The organism is Sulfuricaulis sp. (assembly GCF_040901545.1).
Taxonomy (GTDB): domain Bacteria; phylum Pseudomonadota; class Gammaproteobacteria; order Acidiferrobacterales; family Sulfurifustaceae; genus Sulfuricaulis.
The window spans coordinates 1-18,536 of record NZ_JBBDYL010000066.1; the positions used below are offsets into that span (position 1 = coordinate 1).

Genomic DNA, 18,536 nt, shown 5'->3' on the forward strand with positions numbered 1-18,536 from the left:
CGCATCAACAACAGCGTGATTCTCGGCGGGCTCATCGCCTTGATGGGCCTCATCTACATCGTGATGCACTTCTGGGGCGGCGGCACGCTCGATCTCAACATCGTCATTTTCATCTTCCTGATCGTCGGGCTCGCCCTTTTCCTGCGGCCCTACCAGTACTTGCTCGCCTTCTATGATGGGGTTCGCGCCTCCGCCGGGGTCATCCTGCAGTTCCCGTTCTACGCCGGGATCATGGGCATGATCAGCTTCTCCGGGCTTGGCGTCATCATGGCGGGCTGGCTGATCAGCATCGCTAGCCCCACCACCTTCCCCATGATGGCGTGGCTCGCTTCGGGGTTCGTCAACCTGTTCGTGCCGTCCGGGGGCGGGGAGTGGGCCGTACTGGGCGAAACACTCATCCGCGCGGGGCAGGGGCTCGGGGTGCCGATCGGCAAAACGATCATCGCCTACGGCACCGGCGATGCCTGGACCAATCTGTTCCAGCCGTTCTGGGCGATTGCGCTGCTCGGCCTCACCGGCATGCGCGCGCGCGACATGTTCGGCTATTGCATCACGCTGATGTTCGCGTTGCTGCCGTTCTTTGCGATCCTGCTGACCTGGCTGCCCTATTGAAAAATTAGCCGGGATTCACACGATTAAACCCGGCCACTAGTTACCGGGGTAAGGGCTGAACACCATGGCCGGCTGAGGACAGCCGGCCATGGTTATTTGAAGGCGCGAAGAACGGGGCCGGAGTGAGTTTCGCATTCCGGGTCCCACACGAACGCGCCCCCCACCCGGTACTCGGCGCGCCCGCTCGCCCGGACCATGTTTACCGGACTAAATAAGATCAAATCCATGAAACCGGGGTAGCGGTCTTGATGTCTGTACCAATCCCGTCAATCCTGTCTAAAGGACCGGCTCGTGGACATGGGCATCGAGGCGGAGGAAGCGAAAGACAATATCGCGACTCTGGCCAATCCGGAGGCGCTGGCGTACTTTCGTGACCGTCAGGAGCTGACTGGCAGAATTAATATGGAAAATTATCTCGCGCAACTCGGTGCCTGGGTGACGGTGGTCCAGGGCGCGATTTTTGTCGTGGGTGTACTCGCTTTCCGTCACGGAGTCGGTGGCGAACCGGAGCGAGTTCTGAAGAAATCGTTGTAGCCAAGGAGTAGAAAATGGATGAAGTCGTTATCGTGGCCGCGGCGCGCACGGCGGTGGGCAAGTTTGGTGGAACACTTTCGCAGACTCCGGCGTCGGAACTCGGCGCGCGTGTGATTGCGGCACTGCTCGATCGAACCGGTCTTGATCCCGGGCAGATTTCCGAGGTCATCCTGGGTCAGGTGCTCACCGCCGGGTGCGGCCAGAATCCGGCGCGCCAGGCGGCGCTGAAAGCCGGGTTGCCGGACAGGGTTCCCGCCATGATGGTGGGGAAAGTTTGCGGCAGCGGGTTGAAGGCCGTTCACCTTGCCGCCCAGGCCATCAAGTGCGGCGATGCCGAAATTGTGATTGCCGGCGGCCAGGAGAACATGAGCGCCGCGCCCCACGTGTTGCCCGGATCGCGTGACGGCTTTCGCATGGGAGACGCCAAGCTCATCGACAGCATGATCGTTGATGGGCTGTGGGATGTGTATAACCAGTACCACATGGGCGTGACCGCCGAAAACGTCGCCGCCAAGTACGGTATCAGTCGTAAGGAACAGGACGCCTTCGCCGCCGCGTCACAGCAGAAGGCCCAAGCGGCGCAAAAGGTCTTTCGGTTCAAGGAAGAAACCGTTCCGCTTGAAATCGCCCACAAGAAGAGCACGATTATATTCGACACCGACGAGTATCCCCGCCACGGCACCACGGTCGATTCGCTCGCCACGCTCAAACCGGCATTCAGCAAAGACGGGACCGTCACCGCGGGCAATGCCTCGGGCATCAACGACGGTGCGGCGGCGGTGGTGGTGATGAGTGCGAAAAAAGCGAAAACACAGGGATTGAAACCACTGGTCCGCATCAAGGCTTATTCCTCGGCCGGGCTCGATCCGAAAATCATGGGCATGGGCCCGGTACCGGCGAGTCAGCTCTGTCTGTCCAAGGCCGGCTGGAAACCGCAGGACATCGACCTCATCGAGCTCAATGAGGCGTTTGCCGCCCAATCGCTCGCGGTCATCCGCGAGATGAAATGGGATATGGATCGAATCAACGTCAACGGCGGGGCCATCGCGATCGGTCATCCGATCGGCGCCTCGGGGTGCCGCATCCTGGTGACGCTGATCCACGAAATGATCAAGCGTGACGCGAAAAAAGGTTTTGCCTCCATGTGCATTGGCGGGGGAATGGGCGTGGCGCTGGCCGTGGAGCGCTAGCCTATGACGGGAAAAAACCTGGCGGGAAAAGTCGCGGTGGTGACCGGTGCGGCGAGCGGCGTCGGCAAATCCATCGCCGAGCGGCTGGCGGCGGAGGGCGCGCGAGTGGTCGTCGCCGATATCTCGGCCGGCGGCGCGCAGGTCGCCCAGGACATCGGCGGTTTTTTTATCCAGGGGGATTCAAGCCGGCGCGCGGATTGCCGGAAACTGATCGACGAAACGCTGGCACGCTACCGGACGATCCACATCCTGGTGAACAACGCCGGTTTCCAGCACGTCTCCCCGATCGAAGATTTTCCCGAGGACATCTGGGACAACATGATCGCGGTGATGCTGACCGCGCCGTTTTTGCTTACACGCTATGCCTGGCCGGCCATGAAGACGCAGCGCTGGGGGCGGGTGATCAATATCTCCTCCATCCACGGCCAGGTCGCGTCTCCGCATAAAGCCGGATACGTGTCCGCCAAGCATGGCTTGATCGGGCTCACGCGCACCGCGGCGCTTGAGGGCGGCCCCTTCGGCATTACCGTCAACGCCATATGTCCCGCCTACGTCCGCACTCCGCTCGTGAACAGCCAGATCGCCGACCAGGCCCGCACACGCGGCATTCCGACGGAAGAAGTGATCGAAAAAATCATGCTGGAACCCGCGGCGGTGAAACGCCTCATCGAGCCGGAAGAGGTTGCGGAGTTTGTTGCCTACCTCTGCAGTCCGCCCGGCGGTGTGTTCACCGGTGCTGCACTGTCCATGGACCTCGGGTGGACGGCGCGCTAGCGGATTAAAAAGCCGGGTGTCTGTGCGGACACCCGGCGTTATTACTTCAATGGAAAGAAAACGCGTGGATTACTGTTATTTTTTCAATTTTGCCAGGGCGGCATCGCAATCCGCTTTGGACATCTCAAGAAATCCCTGACCCTTGCAACTATTCTGTCCCTTACAGGCGTTGGTGGCGGTTTGACAGGCGCCTTGGCCCTTGCAGCTGTTCACGCCCTTGCACTGCACCTTGCTCTCGGCCATGTGTTTGGCGGCCAGAACCGGGGTGATATAGGCGGTGGCAAATAGCCCGGCGGCCGCGGTGGCCAGGGCGAGGCCGGTGAGTTTTTTAGCATTCATGTCTGATCTCCAATTTATATTGAGTTGATTGAATGAGAGCATGCATGGTTATCATGCACGTGAGACCTATGACAGCGATTCACGACAATGGTGCAATCGCGCCTAACTCTTTACTGGGAGCCAAGCCGCGGCGACACGACTATTAGTCGCGTTTGCGCGGTCACCATTAACATAACGATCGATAGATTTTGGCCTCCTACTTCCCATATAAAAATTGTGGTTTTAACAGCACTTCGTGTCGGACAAATAGGACGAAACAGGCCCGGCACCCTTGGTTTCCGCGGCCGGACGCGGTGCCCCGGCCGGGAGGCACCAACTTGCCGGGGGAATGCGCGGTGACACGGGCAGGATTCCGATAAAGTCATGCTTAAGCGGACCTTGCGTGAGAAACCGGAAAGTACGCTCACATACCGCCATGCGCTGGCCACGCGGGAACACATGCCCTTCATCGTCGGTAATCGAGGCATAAGGTCCGCGGTAGATCACGGCATGACCATAATCCAGACAAGGCGCGTTATCGCCTGTTACCGCCGTGAGCGTGACGGAGCGAAACTCGATGCCGTGAACGATTTGCCACGGTTTCGCATCCCATTTGTCGTAACCGACGGCGAGAAATCCGGCGTCGGCGAAGGCTTGCAAAAACGCCTGCTCCTGAAAAGCGCCGGAGATGCAACCACTCCACAATGCGGGATCGTTTTTGAGCGATTCCGGGACCGTTTCATCGCTCACGATGTCCGAAATCGCCACGCGTCCGCCGGGTTTGAGCACACGATGAATCTCGCGCACCATTTGCGCCCGATCGGACTCGTTGACCAGATTGAGGACGCAGTTCGAAATCACCACGTCCACCGAGGAATCGGGGATCAACGGGCGTAGTGCACGTTGTTGCGATTGGAACGCCAGCAGGGCCGCGAGGTCGTTGGCGTCACACACCGGATTCGATTTCTGATACCGATCCGTGGCCTCGAGATCGAGCGCCAGGTCCTGGATATGGCCCTTGACGAAACGCACGCGATCGCCTCCCAGCCTGGCTGCCATCTCGTTTTGGTATTTGCGCGCGAGCGCCAGCATGTCGTCATTCATGTCCACGCCAATCACCCGCCCCTGCTTGCCGACGATTTGCGCGGCCAGGTAACAGACCTTGCCGCCGCCGCTGCCGAGATCGAGCACAGTATCGCCCGCGCGCACGTAGCGCGAAGGGTCGCCGCAGCCGTAATCTTTCTCGACGATCTCCGGCGGCAAGATCGCCAGCAATTCCCTGTTGTAATCGACCGGACAGCACAGATCGGCTTGCGCCGATTGCGCGGCTTGCGAATAACGTTCGAGGATATGCTGTTGTTGACCCATGGATTGCCTCCGTTTTATATCGTGTTCAAAGTGAAAGAACGCGCGCCTCGCGCGCCACGGCTCGCCCCCTTCTCCCCTTGCGGGAGAAGGGGTGGGGATGAGGGGTAAGATCCCCTCACCCTTTGCCCTCTCCCTGTGGGAGAGGGGAAGTCGGTCGGTTCAATCCGGAAACATCAAATACCAGCGGCTTGAATCCGGTGGTTATTTACTGACTCAACACGCCGCCGCAACTGCTGCCGGCGCCCGCGGTACAGCCGTAGCAGTGATCGGCGACGGTAATGGCTCTGCCCTCCAGATCCTCGTGCCACAAATCGGTGAGATGCATTCGTGGTTTGGCGCCACCGCCCAAGGGCAGGCCCAGCATCTGATTGAAATCGCAGTCGTACACGTATCCGCGCCAATCCACGCTGATCAGCCGGCGGCACATGACCTGCTCGAGGTTTTCATCACGATGCGCCTGCTTGAGCAGGGTCATGTACGGCTTGAATTGACCTTTGGAAACCAGCGTACTGCCAAAGCGCTGGATGGGCATGTTGGTGATGATAAAGAGACGGTTAAACACGATGTCATAGCGTGTCTTGAGTTCCCGGTGATAGTCTTCCTCGAGTGCCGCCTGCGGCGGAGGCAGCACGGGTCCTTGCGGGTTGTAAACCAGATTGAGCGTAAGTCCCGAACCGGTTACCCCGTATCCAATGGCGTTCAGGCGTTTTAGCGCCCGCAGGCTGGTAGCGAACACACCCGGCCCGCGTTGCCGCTCGACGTTTTCTTCCAGGTAGCAGGGCAGCGAGGCGGTAATTTCCACGCGGTTTTCCGCCAGGAACTCCGCCAGGCCCTCCTGGCCCGGTTCTTCGAGAATCGTGAGGTTGCAACGATCGATGGTGTGAACTCCCATTTGTGCGGCGGCTTGCACGAGATAACGGAACCGGGGATTCAATTCCGGGGCGCCGCCGGTGAGGTCCAGTTTTTTTATTCCCCGATGACGCAGGAAGGCAATTACCAGTTCGATCGTTTTCTCGTCCATCATTTCTTTTCGTTGCGGGCTGGCGTTGACGTGGCAATGCAAACAAGCCTGGTTGCAGCGGTAACCAAGATTAACCTGCAACGTTTCCAGCTGGGCGCGGGTGATGGCAGGAAAATCGCTGAGTTCGAGTCGGTGAAGTATCGCGTGCATGATTTTATATCTCAGTGATAAAGTTGTTGGGAGAGAAACGTGGCGGTGGCGGCCAGAATTCCTGCCGCGGGCAGCGTCACGATCCACGCCAGCAGGATAGCGCGCAGCGCATCCGCCTGTGTGGGCACGGAGCGATCCGCGAAACGGATACCCATCAGTGCGCCGGTGCTGACGTGCGTGGTGGAGACGGGTAGACCGAGCGGCGAGGCCATCAGCACCAGCAACGCTGTGCCGGCGTTGGCGGTCAGACCTTGGCCCGGGTCCAGTCGGGCCACACGATGGGCCAGCACCCGCGTCACGCGCTTGCCGGCCCAGTGACTGCCGGCGCCCATGACCAGGGAGACCAGGGCGATCGCCACGACCCAGGCATCGGGTTGCGGGAGGCTCGTGCCGGCCAGGAGCAGAATGAGAAACGCGGCGATTTTCGGAACGTCGTTGAGGCCGCGGGCGAAACTGGTGGCGCCGGCGCTCAACCAGTGGAGCGCGCGCAGCAGCCGCTGTTGCCAGGTGTGCCCGGGCTGGCGCGGTTCGGCACAAACGTACGGATCGGCGCGCCACTCGTCTTCGGCGCAGCAGCCGGGCCGCCAGTCCGGCAAGCGGTTCGTCACCCAGCGCGACGCCCGCAGCAGCAGCCAGCAAAGCAGGATCGCGATCAGCGGGCTGAGCAGCAAGGGCGCGACGGCTTTGTTGGTAATGACAGCGAGGTGCAGTCCGTCCGGACCGATGGCGATGAGTGCGGCGCCGGCGATGCCGCCGAGCAGTGCATGAGTGGTGGAGACTGGCCACCCGAAACGGGTGGCGAGGCCGACCCAGCCGAAGGCGCCGGCTATGGCGCCCGCCATGAATGCCGTATCGGGACGGTAATCCGGCGCGAGAAATCCGGTGCTAAAGTTGGCCGCCAGCACGCCGCCCCACAGGATGCCGGTCAGTCCGCCGAGCACCGTGAACAGCGTGCCCCAGCGGATGGCCCGGCGCGCGTCGCACAGTCCGCAGCCCACCAGGGTGGCAACGCCCCTGGAAACATCGTTGGCGCCGTTGACCCAGGCGAGCAGCAGAACGGGTGTGCCGATTAATATCAGGGCGGCGGTGTTCATAAGGTTCCCTTCTGCGTGGTGTCAATGCGCCGCTTGAAGATTATGGGCAGGAGCGCGAACAAACCGAGCAGACCAAATGAAGCCAGCACTTCCCACGAAACCAGGTTATCGAGGGAATCAATGCTGGCGAGGGAGCGCCCCAGGTTGGCAAACACGAAACTGCCGGGAATGATGCCGATCACGGTGGCCAGGGCATATGTTCGAAGCGGCACGGAAGTGAAGGCCGACGCGAGATTGACCATCCAGAATGGAAACAGCGGCACCAGGCGCAAAAAAAGCAGATAGTGAAATGCCCGGTGCTCGAAACCCTGGAGTAGCCGCGCCGCCCGTGCGTTGCGGACCAGGCGCTCGCGGGCCGCATCGGCGAACAGATAGCGGGCCCCGAGGAACAACAGAATGGCGCCGAGCGTTGCCGCGACCACGATCAAAAGCGTGCCCGTGACGCGGCCGAACACGAAGCCGATGGCAAGCGACAAGACGGTGGCGCCGGGTATGCTGAGCGCCACGACCGCGGCATACAACAGACCCCAAAGCAGGAGCGCCGTCCACAGGCGTTCCTGGGCGAATGCCAGGAGCTGATCGCGGTGCGTTTTGATCGTGTTCAACGTGAGCAGATCGTTTCCTCCAAATGCGAAGAACGCGACCAGACCGGCGACCAGGATCAGGATGATCACCGTCTTGACCGCCGCGTGGCGGCGGGAGTCGTGGGGTCTGGTTTCCGCTGTCATGGGTTGGCTGGGAAGAGGGCAGTCGATCAATGGTTAACGGCGAGTGGCTTCTTGCGCGAATCCGGCGAGCGCCTTGCTTATGTTCTGCGCGACTTCGCCGCATTCGCCGGCCTGGTGGCGTCCGGCGAGCCAGACCGGGTCGTTGTAGCCGAGCCAGACCTTCCCCGTGTTGTCCTGCCACGCCAGAGCCTTGAGCGGCAGGTCAATACCCGCGGTCTGGGCGCACAGCATGAGCGGCGTGCCGCCCTGAGGGTTGCCGAAGATGAGAACCTCCGTCGGGCGCAGCTGTTTGCCCACCTTGGCGGCGCCGGCGGCATGGTCGATGCGGGCGAACACGTTCATCCCTTTCTGTTTTACGACCGCTTCCAGCCGGTCCATGGTGGTTTTGGCGTCGTGCGCGCTCGGCACCGTGATCAGGACGTCGGCGGCCCAGGCGAACGACGCGCCGAACAGGGCAAGCGCGGCAACCGGGTAATGTGCAGGCTTCATGAATGTCCTCCTTGTTGTGGGTTGGATGTTGTTCAAGTTCCGCAGCCGCCGTCAACCGCCGGTGGCGGACTCGAACACATCGGTGTCCGGATGGAACGCATACCACGCAAACCAGTAGGCGATGACGCTTGGGATCTCCGCGCCACTCGCGGCGTCGTGGACCGCGCCGGTACGGTTTTGTGGATCGAAACGCACGATGACGGCGCGGCTTCCCACCGTGTCGCGCAGCTCGGTCGCTCGCGGCGCGCATCCCGGCGCGCTCGCGACACTTGTGCATCCCCGCACATCGCCGGTCGTGCGTTCCAGGGCCGCGAAGGGATAGGCCTTGAAACGGCCGTTGACCTCTAGGCCGATTACAAGCTCCTTGGGATGATGACGCTTGTCGAGCCGGCTCACCTTGAAAAAGAGCGCGGCCGAGCTTTCGTAACCGCGATAGGGATCACGGTGGTAGTCGCGTGAATAGCCGGTTTCCGGCGTGAGCACCAGCGTGTCGGGATGGCGGGCGCGCCAGTCGGCGAAAGTGGTGTGCGTAAGCGGAATGGCCGTGAGCCGCGCGCCCTTCATCGGGCCGGCGACGGCCTGATTCATGAGCTGCGACCACAGGGATTGGGTAGCGCGGTCATAGAGCAGAACGTCGCTGTTGTAGAGCAGCCCCGAGACCCCGAAAGCGAGCTTGCGGCCGCCGGCCTCGGCGACATAGGCCACGCCGGTACCGCACAGCGGGCAGTACGTCACCGCGATGCGTTCGTCGCCGAACGTGTCGTTAACGATCTCGTGCCAGTTCAGGATCCGGATCGGGTAGGCCTTGGCGACGCCGTTGCGGTTCACGCCGAGCACGCGGTCCTCGTCGCGCACGAACTTGACGCGCGTACCCGGCGCAAAGCGCGGCTGATCGATGGAGGGAATGCCGTCGCGCGGCGGACCGCCGGACTCGACGGCCTCGGGCGGAATAAGCGCGCCGGCGAGGTCGAAGCCATTCTTGACCGGTTCGGCGAGCGCTGCGCTCGCGAGCACGACGGCCAACACGCTAATCCCGAGCCGGTGCACGCGCCACCTCCGTGACCGGGAGCTCGGTCGCCGCCTTGCCGCCACGCAGACCGAAGAGACGTTGCAGCCAACGGCGGCGCGAAGGCGTAAGCGCCTCTTTCGCGCGTTGCTCGGCTACGCGGCGATTGATCTGTGCGCGGGTAGGATAAATATGGATCACGCCGGCGAGATCGCCGATTTTCATTTTCTTGGAAAGCGCCAGCGCGTATTCGTGGATTAATTCCCCAGCGTGCGCGCCGACCAGCGCCGCACCGAGCAGCCGACCGCGGCGATCGGCGATAACCTTGGCGAATCCGGCGGTGTCGACATCGGTCACGGCGCGGTCGATGTCCGAAAAGGGAAAGCGGTAGACACGATGAGAAATTCCGGCACTCGCCGCTTCAGTTTCCGACATGCCGACGCGTGCAAGTTCCGGATCGGTAAAGGTGCACCACGGCACCTTCTTTGTTTGGGCCCGCGCGGGAAGATGGAACAGGGCATTACGCAGGACCACGCCGGCTTGATGTTCCGCCATGTGCGTGAACAAGTAAGGACCGGCGAGGTCGCCGCAGGCGAAAATGCGCCGGTTGGTCGTGCGCAGGCGCGCATCGAGTTTCAGCCGTCCGTTTTCCTGCCCGACCCCGGCGGCCTCCAGTCCCAATTGTTCCACATTCGGCGCGCGCCCGGTGGCGATGAGCAGATGGGTACCGTGCAGCAAGGTCTCATGACCTTCGCGAGATTCGACCGTTAAAGCAATATCACCGGCGTTGCCCTCGGCCCGCCGTGTCCGATGGCCGAGATAAAATTTGACCCCTTCCGACTTGAGGCGCCCCTCAACGACGCCGACGAGATCCGTGTCTTCGCGCGGGAGCGCCTGCTGACCGATATCGATCACCGTGACCTGGCTGCGAAATCGTCGAAAGGCCTGAGCCATTTCCATACCGATCGGTCCCGCCCCCAGTATCAGCAGGTGCGGTACCGGCTCGCGCAAGTCGAATACGCTTTCGTTGGTCAGAAACGGTATTGATTCGAGACCCGGCACCGCCGGAACCATCGGACGTGACCCGGTGGCCAGAACGAAACGACGCGCCTTAAGTAACCGGTCGTTTATCTTGAAGGTATAGCGGTCAATAAAATGACCGGCGCCGAAAATAACCTCAACACCCAGGCCACGGAAACGCTCCGGGCTGTCGTTGGGCTTGATCTGATCGATGACGTCCTGCACGTGTTCCATGACATGGGCAAGCGATATCTCCGGAACGTGGGGAGGGAGCCCGGTCTGCGCCGCGTCGCGCATGGTCTGCGCCACCTTGGCCGCGTGCAGCAGCGTCTTGCTCGGCACACAGCCATAGTGCAGGCAATCCCCTCCCAAAGCGCGGGTTTCGACCAGCGCCACCTTGGCGCCCAATTTGGCTCCGCCGGCGGCTACCACCAGCCCGGCTGCGCCGCCACCGATGACACAGATATCGTAATCTGTTTGCATGTTTGTCTCGCTTTTTACTTCGATAACGCGGAGCGCGTGTCGTTTCACTAAGAAAACTCGTCACCGGGCCGGTTGATCGCACTCAACGGGTTAGTCGTGTGACTGGAGTTGACCTTACACTCAGCCGCACACGGTAATACGACAGTAATTTATTTCCGGCTGTATCGGTTGCCGATCCGGGGCGGACACTTTACTATGTCTTGGACAAATCATGCAGGAAAAAACTCCCTCATTATCCCATACCAATCCCGAATCATGGCTCAAGGACCATGGCGACGCCCTATATCGCTATGCCTTTTCCAGGCTTAGGGACACAACCCAATCCGAAGATCTGGTTCAGGAAACCTTGGTTGCCGCATTTCAGGGGCGGCATGGTTTTTCCGGTCGTTCCGCGGAACGCACGTGGCTTATCGGAATCCTGAAAAACAAACTTGTGGATTATCTGCGTAAACATGCCCGGGAGGTGGCGTCGGGCGACATGACCGGGGAAGACCTGGATACCGAGGCCATGTTCGATCCCTCGGGTAATTGGAAAACTCCGCCGTCTGACTGGGTAAATCCCACCCGCGCTTTGGAGCAAAAGCAATTCTGGAAGGTAATGTCCAAATGTCTCGACGCCCTCCCGTCACGTCATGCGCGGGTTTTTTCTTTGTGCGAGCTGGAAGGTTTCGACAGCACCGAAGCCTGTAAGGTATTTGGGATCACCACGACCAATTTATGGGTACTGCTGCATCGGGCGCGATTGCGGCTGAGGCAATGTCTGGAAAACCACTGGTTTGGACAAAAGACGAGCGAATAAATGATGTTAACCTGTAAACAGACCTCGCTGATTGTGTCGCAGTCGTACGATCGTCGACTGTTCTGGCGTGAGCGGATCGGCATGCGTTTGCACTTGTTGCTTTGCGCGGCCTGCACCAATTTCAAGCGGCAGATGGATTTTTTGCGCCAAGCGTTGCGCCACTTCGCGTCGCAGGAACGGGAGGAAAATGAGCGGATAAGACTTTCTGCCGAGGCGTTGGAACGTATCGCCCGCAATATTGATCATCTTCGGTAATCGCGCCGCTTATCAGCGGCGCTCCACACCGCTGCATTACCGGCACACATTGAAACCCGTCTCCCGCACATGAATCTCCATATCCTGAGCGGCAACCCCCTGAGCGCCGGGGAGCGCTACTGGAAGGGGATCAAACCGGCTTTTTAACGATAAAAATGGCATTTTGAATCGATCGGCTACTACAAACCTGTCAATCGTTGAATCGTTAAGGTATTCCGACTATCCCCGGCAGACCGCCTTGTGTCGGTCAAACCTTGTGAACCCGATAAGGCCGACCAAGACTCTAACTCAAGGGACGAACTGCGGGTAGAAAGGACTGTTGGGCCTGCGCCCCTCCCGCAGACTTTATCCTTGCAGGAGGGGAAGTGTCATGCTAAAGCTTAGTTTCTGGATTGGTACACCGACAATAATTACCTATCTCGCGTCGACTAATTCGCAACTTCTGGAAAACATCTTTTATATTTTCGTCTTGTGCGTCGTCGCACTCGTGGTAGCGATACTCTCTCAGATCAACGAAAAATCCCGGTAGTAATTCCCTTGATCCGGCGATAAAGCGCGGGCGGCGTGAGCCCCCGCGTTTTGTTGGCTGGTAATCTTCCCGAGCTGGCGGTAGATTAAGCGCAGATTCCGCTGGCCAACCCCCGACCATGCCGCGCAAACTCTATATCAAAACCTTCGGCTGTCAGATGAACGAATATGATTCCGCGCGCATGGCGGATGCGCTCGCGGTCAGCCACGGTTTGGAAACCACCGAAGACCCGGCGCTGGCCGACGTGTTATTGCTCAATACCTGTTCGATCCGCGAAAAAGCCCAGGAAAAGGTGTTTTCCCAGCTCGGAATGTGGCGTGAACTGAAAACGTCCCGGCCCGACCTGGTTATCGGGGTCGGCGGTTGTGTCGCCAGCCAGGAAGGCGCGGCCATCCTCCGGCGCGCGCCGTACGTGGACATGGTCTTCGGGCCGCAGACCCTGCATCGCTTGCCGGAAATGCTCGATGGGGTGTTGTCTACCCACCGTCCGGCCGTGGACATATCGTTTCCCGAAATAGAAAAATTCGATCGGTTGCCGGATCCGCGCGTGGAAGGGGCGCGCGCGTTCGTGTCAGTCATGGAAGGATGCAGCAAATATTGTACTTTCTGCGTCGTGCCCTACACGCGCGGCGAGGAATTCAGCCGCCCGTTCGACGACGTAATCGCGGAAGTCGTGCATCTGGCCGAACAGGGGGTGCGCGAGGTGATATTACTCGGTCAGAACGTCAACGCCTACTGCGGAGCCATGCATACCGGAGAAACCGCCGATCTCGCACGGCTCGTTCGCTACATCGCCGAAATCGACGGCATTGGGCGGATCCGTTTCACCACCTCGCATCCCCAGGTTTTCAACGAACGGCTGATTTCGGCCTACGCCGAAGTGCCGAAGCTCGCCGGACATCTGCACCTGCCGGTGCAGAGCGGAAGCGATCGTATTCTGGCGCTCATGAAACGAGGCCACACCGTGCTCGAATACAAATCGAAAATCCGCCGGTTGCGCGAAGTCCGGCCGGGAATCAGTGTGACCACGGATTTCATCGTCGGTTTTCCGGGAGAAACCGAAATGGATTTCTCCGCGAGCATGAATCTCATGGAAGCAGTAAGTTTCGACACCTCGTTCAGCTTCCTGTACAGCCCGCGTCCCGGCACGCCGGCGGCGGAAATGACGGATGACACGCCACGGGATGTCAAGGAGGCGCGCCTGGCGCACCTGCAGCGCCGTAATATCGAAATGGCCGCAGCGATCAGCCGGCGCATGGTGAACACGACACAGCGCATCCTGGTGGAAGGGCCGGCGCGCAAGACTTCCCGGCAGCTGTGCGGCCGCACCGAGAACAACCGCGTCGTCAATTTCAGCCATTCCGGAGCAAACCTGATTGGGCAGTTTGTGGACGTAGTCATCACCGAGTCGCTGACCAATTCCCTGCGCGGACGGCTGTTTACCCCGCCGCAAGCACGCAGCGCTTGATTTACCTCCCGGTTTTAAGACTTAATTGATGCCGGTTTATTTCCGAAATGGCGCACGCGTTTGAAGCCAAGATCCAAGCACATCGAATTTAGCCTCGCTCCCGCGGACAATCGCAGACTCGCCAATCTCTGCGGAGTCCATGATGAACATCTCAAGCAGATCGAGGAATATCTCGGTGTTCAAATCGCCAATCGGGGAAACCTGTTCCGCGTTACCGGTCAAATGGACGACAGCACGGCCGCTTCGCAATTGTTGAAGGAACTCTACGACGGCACCGAGGGCAGCGAAGACCTGACCCTGGCAGGCGTGCACGCGGCGTTGCAGCGATTGGCGTTGCGCGTGCCCGAGCAGGAGGACGATCGTGAAACGACGCTGCGCACCCCCAAGCGCATCATCCGGGGGCGCGGTCCGAGGCAACGCCAGTACATCCGGAATATTCTCACGCACGACATCAATTTTGGCATCGGTCCCGCCGGCACCGGCAAGACTTATCTTGCCGTGGCCTGCGCTGTCGAGGCGCTGGAAACCAGTCGCGTGCAGCGCCTGCTATTGGTGCGACCGGTGGTGGAGGCCGGCGAACGCCTCGGTTTTCTTCCCGGAGATCTCGAGCAGAAGATCGATCCGTATCTGCGCCCGCTCTACGACGCCTTGCATGAAATGCTGGGTTTTGAAAAGGTGGCGCGGCTTCTGGAAAAAAATATCATCGAACTCGCACCGCTCGCCTACATGCGCGGGCGCACGCTGAACGAGTCCTTCATCATTTTGGATGAAGCGCAGAATACCACCGCCGAGCAGATGAAGATGTTTCTCACGCGCATCGGTTTCGGCACCACCGCAGTGATCACCGGAGATATCACGCAAATTGATTTGCGACGTACCCAGATATCGGGTCTTAAACAGGCGATCGGAATCCTGGGTAATGTCGAAGGAATTACCTTCACGCATTTCACTCCTCAGGACGTGGTGCGTCACGCGCTCGTGCAGAAAATTGTCGAGGCCTACGACAGTTACGAAATTGGCGAAATGGGACCGGAAAAACATTCTAAATGAGACTGCATCTGAGTGTGCAGTACGGTCTGGCGCGTACCGGCCTCCCGGCGAAATCCACGATTCGTCGCTGGGCGCGCGCCGCCCTCAAAGGATTGCGGCGGAGGCATGCCGCCCTCGGTGTACGCATCGTGGGTTCTGCCGAATCCGAAATTTACAACGTGCAATTTCGTCATCATCGCTCACCGACCAATGTGTTGGCATTTCCTTTCGCTGCGCCGCCCGGGGCACGGAGCGAAATCCTTGGCGATTTGGTCATCTGTGCGCCGGTCGTGAGACGCGAGGCGCGCACGCAACACAAGTCAGTGATGGCGCATTGGGCACATATAGTGGTTCACGGTATACTGCATCTGCGCGGTTATGACCACCAGAATCGGCAGGACGCGAGGGCGATGGAGAAAATGGAAATACGTATCCTCAAGAAACTGGGTTACGCCAGTCCCTGCCATTCATGAGTGATAAAAAAGCAGATAACCCGGAGGCGGCGGAAGAAACGCCTGGCGGACAGCGCTCCTTGCTCGACCGCTTGAGCCACGTTCTGCTCGGGGAACCCGGCACCCGCAACGATCTGATCGAAATACTGCGCGATGCCACCGGCCGGGATTTGCTCGACCGCGACTCACTCGACATGATCGAGGGCGTGTTGCAGGTTTCCGAGATGAAGGTGCGGGACATCATGGTGCCGCGGTCGCAAATGGATGTTGTCGACAAAAACAGCACGCCTGAAAATTATCTGCCGCTGATAATCGAATCCGGTCACTCGCGCTTTCCCATGGTGGAAGGGGATAAGGACAAGGTCATTGGGATCCTGCTCGCCAAAGACCTGTTGCGTTACCTGTTTCTTGAGAAGAAAAAACGCGCTCATTTTAATGTCCATGACATGTTGCGCCCGGCCGTGTTTGTTCCCGAAAGCAAGCGTTTGAACGTTCTGCTGCGTGAATTTCGCACCAGCCGAAATCACATGGCCATTGTCGTGGATGAGTACGGAGGGGTGGCGGGACTGTTGACCATCGAAGATGTGCTGGAGCAGATCGTCGGTGAAATTTCGGATGAATACGATATCGACGACGATGTCATGATCATGCCGCGCGAAGGAGGAGAGTACGTGGTCAAGGCGCTGGTCAATCTTGCCGATTTTAATTCACGTTTAAACACGCAATTTGCCCACGACGAAATTGAAACCATTGGCGGACTGGTCATGAATCGGCTTGGGCACGTTCCCCGTCGGGGTGAAAAAATCGATATCGATGGTTTTCGATTTGAAGTGCTGCGCGCCGACAGTCGGCGAGTTTATTTGCTGAAAGTGACTCCGGTTGAAAAGAAATCCCAGTCTTAAGACAACGAGCCGGTTTTTTTCTCTCCCGCCAGCCTGGACCGACTTTGCGGCCTTCGCCGCCGGTCTTTTGCTGCCACTCGCGTTCGCTCCGTTTAATCTGTTCCCGTTCGCGGTTCTCGCCCCGGCGCTGCTGTTTGTAACGTGGTTGGATGTCTCCCCCCGGCGCGCCGCGTTCCGCGGGTTGCTCTTCGGTCTGGGCATGTTTGGACTTGGCGTATCGTGGGTGTACGTGAGCATGCATCATTTCGGCAACATGCCGGCTCCCCTGGCCGCTTTCGTGACACTCCTGTTCGTGGCCGGGTTGTCGATTTATCCCGCTTTGCTGGGATGGTCGCAGCGGCGTTTTTTTCCAAAACGCGGGACGCTCCATATCGTTCTGATATTGCCTTCGTTGTGGGTGCTGTTTGAATGGCTGCGCGGCTGGCTGCTGACAGGCTTTCCCTGGCTCGATCTCGGATACAGCCAGGTTTCTGTTCCGCTCTCGGGTTATGCGTCATGGCTCGGTGTCTACGGCGTCAGCTATTTCTGTGCCGTCAGCGGCGGCTTGATTGTTTGGGGGACGCAGGCGCCGGGGAAATTTTTCCGGATCGGTTTGCCGCTGATACTTATTATCTGGACCGTTGGCTGGCTAGCCGGGAAAACCGAGTGGGTCCAGCCGGCGGGCAATCCATTACAGGTAACGCTGATTCAGGGCAACATTCCCATCGAAGACAAATGGCGGCCCGAGAAACGCGATGCCATCGTGAACCGATATCTCACGCTGAGCAAAGCGGCGGACAAATCGGACTTGATTATCTGGCCGGAATCCGCGGTACCGGTTTATCTCGACGAGATTGACCAGCAATTTTTCGACAGCCTGCGGGGCATCAGTCAGAGAAAGCCCGTGGATATATTGTTCGGGGTGGCGGAGCGCGACAAGGAATCACGCCGTTATTACAACAGTGTGGTGAGCGTGGGCGCACAACCCGGCGTTTACCGCAAGCGACATCTGGTGCCGTTCGGTGAATTTCCTCCCCTGGAGCCACTGTTCTCCTGGCTCATGCAGAATTTCCGGATACCCATGTCGAATTTCAGCTCGGGGGCGCGCGCGCAACCGCCGTTAATCGCCGCGGGGCAGATAATCGGCGTGTCCATCTGCTACGAGGATGCCTTTGGAACCGAGATGATCGATGCATTGCCGGAGGCCACGTTGCTGGTAAATGTGAGCGAAGACGCCTGGTTCGGCGATTCGTTCGCGCCGCATCAACGAATCCAGATGGCGCGCATGCGGGCGATAGAAAGCGGACGTCCCATGCTGCGGGCTGCCAACACCGGACCGAGTGTGGCAGTGGATTATCGTGGTCAAATCATCGCCACTACGCCCGCATTTCAGGTTTATTCCTTGACGACTCTAGTGCAGCCGATGCAGGGCGCCACGCCCTACGTTCGGTTCGGAAACTTTCCAGTACTGATCCTGTCCCTTATCGGTGTCGTCGGAGGCATCGCGTATGCGTCACGCCGGCGATTTTCCGGGTGACTACAGGTCATTTCAGATCGTGATGGTAATTAATATGCGCCAAAATCTGCGAACATTCGATGGACAGTGATATGATTCGCCGATTTTACGCTTCAACAAAATTTTATTTTGGAAATTGTAATGAAAATATCCTCCCTTTTTATTCTGTTATTGATGGCCTTACCGTACGCCACGGTGCCTGCCGCCGACAAACCTGCAATCGCCTATGTGGACCTGCGCAAGGTGCTGGTGGAAAGCAAGGTTGGAAAGCAAAGCAAAGTCGAGCTTGAAAAACTGGTCAAGCAACGACGAAGTGCCATCACGGAAGAAGAGAACAAGCTGAAAGCGATGCAGGAGAAATTCCAGAAAGAGCAGCTGTTGATGACGGATGCACAGAAGGGCGAGAAGCAGAAAGAGTTTCAGCAGCGTGCCGATGTCTTTCAAAAAATGGTTTCCGACGCCAACCAGGACATCGCGGCGAAAGACAAGGAGTTTGCCGCGAAGTCGATTGCGGAAATCCGTAAGATCATCGCCGAGGTTGCCAAGGAGATGAATATCAGCCTTGTGCTCGAAGCCTCCGAATCCGGTCTCTTGTATGCCGACAGTGCGCTGGATCTGACACGGAAAGTTCTTGAACGCTACGACGCCAAGTCGGGAAAATAACACACACTTCCCGGCGAAGCATTCTGGCGGGAATATCCGTGTAGCGTGTCATGAAATCCTGACGCGAACACTCCGGTCATCGAAATGGCTTGCCAAATGGCGGTGCGTTTCGATCGGCGGTTAACAACAACGTAGGCGACGTTCGTATATTCCGGTA

General features: G+C 59.1%; 21 protein-coding genes. 12 read left to right on the forward strand and 9 right to left on the reverse strand.

What is annotated here, in order from left to right; all coding sequences use genetic code 11:
* The 4 genes from WD823_RS13415 to WD823_RS13430 form a co-directional block, all read left to right on the forward strand.
* A partial coding sequence (locus tag WD823_RS13415) for a TIGR00366 family protein (RefSeq protein WP_368430004.1) occupies positions 1-612 on the forward strand: 612 nt, incomplete at its 5' end.
* Positions 613-903: 291 nt separating this feature from the next.
* Complete coding sequence (locus WD823_RS13420) at positions 904-1,146, forward strand: hypothetical protein (protein ID WP_368430005.1); 243 nt, start codon at positions 904-906, stop codon at positions 1,144-1,146.
* Between the two features lie 14 nt (positions 1,147-1,160).
* Positions 1,161-2,336 carry an acetyl-CoA C-acetyltransferase gene (locus tag WD823_RS13425; protein ID WP_368430006.1) on the forward strand — a complete coding sequence of 392 codons (1,176 nt, stop codon included), beginning with the start codon at positions 1,161-1,163 and terminating at the stop codon, positions 2,334-2,336.
* Positions 2,337-2,339: 3 nt separating this feature from the next.
* Positions 2,340-3,110: a 3-hydroxybutyrate dehydrogenase gene (locus WD823_RS13430; RefSeq protein WP_368430007.1), complete on the forward strand. Its 771-nt coding sequence runs from the start codon at positions 2,340-2,342 to the stop codon at positions 3,108-3,110.
* A gap of 75 nt (positions 3,111-3,185) precedes the next feature.
* Here WD823_RS13430 and WD823_RS13435 read toward each other — a convergent pair whose 3' ends face one another.
* The 8 genes from WD823_RS13435 to WD823_RS13470 all read right to left on the reverse strand — a co-directional run bounded on the left by WD823_RS13435 (position 3,186) and on the right by WD823_RS13470 (position 10,787).
* On the reverse strand, positions 3,186-3,449 hold the full coding sequence (locus tag WD823_RS13435) for a hypothetical protein (RefSeq protein WP_368430008.1): 264 nt from the start codon (positions 3,447-3,449) through the stop codon (positions 3,186-3,188).
* Positions 3,450-3,671: 222 nt separating this feature from the next.
* On the reverse strand, positions 3,672-4,796 hold the full coding sequence (locus WD823_RS13440; RefSeq protein WP_368430009.1) for a methyltransferase domain-containing protein: 1,125 nt from the start codon (positions 4,794-4,796) through the stop codon (positions 3,672-3,674).
* 205 nt (positions 4,797-5,001) lie between these two features.
* A complete protein-coding gene (gene arsS, locus WD823_RS13445) occupies positions 5,002-5,967 on the reverse strand; it encodes an arsenosugar biosynthesis radical SAM (seleno)protein ArsS (RefSeq protein ID WP_368430010.1) in 966 nt (321 codons plus the stop codon).
* A gap of 11 nt (positions 5,968-5,978) precedes the next feature.
* Complete coding sequence (locus tag WD823_RS13450; RefSeq protein WP_368430011.1) at positions 5,979-7,061, reverse strand: anion permease; 1,083 nt, start codon at positions 7,059-7,061, stop codon at positions 5,979-5,981.
* Positions 7,058-7,789: a TVP38/TMEM64 family protein gene (locus tag WD823_RS13455; protein ID WP_368430012.1), complete on the reverse strand. Its 732-nt coding sequence runs from the start codon at positions 7,787-7,789 to the stop codon at positions 7,058-7,060. Before WD823_RS13455 ends, WD823_RS13450 begins: the two co-directional genes overlap by 4 nt.
* Positions 7,790-7,822: 33 nt before the next feature.
* Entirely contained in the window at positions 7,823-8,278 is a 456-nt protein-coding gene (locus WD823_RS13460; RefSeq protein WP_368430013.1) for a DUF302 domain-containing protein, read from the reverse strand.
* A 51-nt stretch (positions 8,279-8,329) separates the two neighbouring features.
* Positions 8,330-9,304: a DUF3179 domain-containing protein gene (locus WD823_RS13465; protein ID WP_368430063.1), complete on the reverse strand. Its 975-nt coding sequence runs from the start codon at positions 9,302-9,304 to the stop codon at positions 8,330-8,332.
* 1 nt (position 9,305) lies between these two features.
* The gene (locus WD823_RS13470; protein WP_368430014.1) at positions 9,306-10,787 is read right to left on the reverse strand and encodes an NAD(P)/FAD-dependent oxidoreductase; all 1,482 of its coding nucleotides are present in this window, start codon (positions 10,785-10,787) and stop codon (positions 9,306-9,308) included.
* Between the two features lie 211 nt (positions 10,788-10,998).
* Between WD823_RS13470 and WD823_RS13475 the strand changes: the two genes are divergently transcribed.
* Positions 10,999-11,586, forward strand: coding sequence for a sigma-70 family RNA polymerase sigma factor (locus WD823_RS13475; RefSeq protein ID WP_368430015.1), 588 nt, complete (start codon positions 10,999-11,001; stop codon positions 11,584-11,586).
* Positions 11,587-11,592: 6 nt separating this feature from the next.
* Here WD823_RS13475 and WD823_RS13480 read toward each other — a convergent pair whose 3' ends face one another.
* On the reverse strand, positions 11,593-11,832 hold the full coding sequence (locus WD823_RS13480) for a hypothetical protein (protein WP_368430016.1): 240 nt from the start codon (positions 11,830-11,832) through the stop codon (positions 11,593-11,595).
* 379 nt (positions 11,833-12,211) lie between these two features.
* Between WD823_RS13480 and WD823_RS13485 the strand changes: the two genes are divergently transcribed.
* The 7 genes from WD823_RS13485 to WD823_RS13515 all read left to right on the forward strand — a co-directional run bounded on the left by WD823_RS13485 (position 12,212) and on the right by WD823_RS13515 (position 18,379).
* The gene (locus tag WD823_RS13485; RefSeq protein ID WP_368430017.1) at positions 12,212-12,370 is read left to right on the forward strand and encodes a hypothetical protein; all 159 of its coding nucleotides are present in this window, start codon (positions 12,212-12,214) and stop codon (positions 12,368-12,370) included.
* Positions 12,371-12,488: 118 nt separating this feature from the next.
* Positions 12,489-13,838: a tRNA (N6-isopentenyl adenosine(37)-C2)-methylthiotransferase MiaB gene (gene miaB, locus WD823_RS13490; protein WP_368430018.1), complete on the forward strand. Its 1,350-nt coding sequence runs from the start codon at positions 12,489-12,491 to the stop codon at positions 13,836-13,838.
* Positions 13,839-13,898: 60 nt separating this feature from the next.
* Positions 13,899-14,888, forward strand: a complete 990-nt coding sequence (locus WD823_RS13495; protein ID WP_368430019.1) for a PhoH family protein — start codon at positions 13,899-13,901, stop codon at positions 14,886-14,888.
* A complete protein-coding gene (gene ybeY, locus WD823_RS13500) occupies positions 14,885-15,340 on the forward strand; it encodes an rRNA maturation RNase YbeY (protein ID WP_368430020.1) in 456 nt (151 codons plus the stop codon). Before WD823_RS13495 ends, ybeY begins: the two co-directional genes overlap by 4 nt.
* Positions 15,337-16,221: an HlyC/CorC family transporter gene (locus WD823_RS13505; RefSeq protein ID WP_368430021.1), complete on the forward strand. Its 885-nt coding sequence runs from the start codon at positions 15,337-15,339 to the stop codon at positions 16,219-16,221. The genes ybeY and WD823_RS13505 overlap by 4 nt, the downstream gene beginning before the upstream one ends.
* Positions 16,199-17,737: an apolipoprotein N-acyltransferase gene (gene lnt / locus WD823_RS13510; protein ID WP_368430022.1), complete on the forward strand. Its 1,539-nt coding sequence runs from the start codon at positions 16,199-16,201 to the stop codon at positions 17,735-17,737. The genes WD823_RS13505 and lnt overlap by 23 nt, the downstream gene beginning before the upstream one ends.
* A gap of 120 nt (positions 17,738-17,857) precedes the next feature.
* On the forward strand, positions 17,858-18,379 hold the full coding sequence (locus WD823_RS13515) for an OmpH family outer membrane protein (protein ID WP_368430023.1): 522 nt from the start codon (positions 17,858-17,860) through the stop codon (positions 18,377-18,379).
* Positions 18,380-18,536 lie beyond the last annotated feature (157 nt).